Genomic DNA, 760 nt, shown 5'->3' with positions numbered 1-760 from the left:
GCGACGACCCCGGCCACGACGTGCTGGGGGCGTTGGGGGTGGGCATGCAGGCCGTGTGGCTCAACCGCGAGGGCCGCGAATGGCCCCACGAAAGCGACCAACCCCACCTCGAATGCGCTAACCTATTGCAGCTGTGCCACCTGTTGCCTTGAGGGCGGGCCGCACGGCGGTCGATTCCGGCCTGTGGATTCGTTAGGGAGAAGCAGCATGACTCTGGCGCAAGACGGCATCAACGCCCTTCGGATGGGGCGGCTGTGTTGCGTTCGCCCGACCGGCGCAGCCTGGCGGACGTACTGATGGCGACGCACCGATCCAGGTCCCCGGACGCTGCCCACTGGACCGTGGCGGCGAACCGCCGCGTCCGGGCGGTCTGGTTCGCCGCGGCTGGGGTGGCGGTGGGGCTGCAGCTCTGGGCCAGCGGCCACCCGGGGTGGATGTGGGTTTTGCTGGGCCTGCAGTTCCTGCTGTACCCGCAACTGCTGTACTGGCGCGCCCGCCGCGCCAGCGATTCCCAACGGGCCGAACTGAACAACCTGTTGCTGGACAGCGCCTTGATGGGGGCCTGGGCCGCGGCACTGGCCTTTCCCCTGTGGATCACTTTCACCCTGTTCATCAACACCGCGGTCAGCAACGCCCTGACCCAGGGCCGGCGCGGGGTGCTGCGTTCGGTGGGCCTGTTCACGCTGGGGGCGGTGCCGGTGGCGGCGGTCAACGGCTGGTCGCTGGCCTGGCAGCATGGCCCGTGGGTGACGGGGCTGTG

At 69.7% G+C, this 760-nt stretch carries 1 protein-coding gene; it reads left to right on the top strand.

Annotated features, from left to right (window positions below; translation table 11 throughout):
* Positions 1-341: 341 nt before the first annotated feature.
* Positions 342-760 (top strand): MASE2 domain-containing protein (locus HA630_RS00700; protein ID WP_371809174.1); only part of this gene is annotated, 419 nt, incomplete at its 3' end.

It is taken from the genome of Aquabacterium sp. A08 (assembly GCF_011742065.1).
Note: the sequence above shows the minus strand (reverse complement) of the source record. Positions and strands in the feature narration are given on the sequence as shown.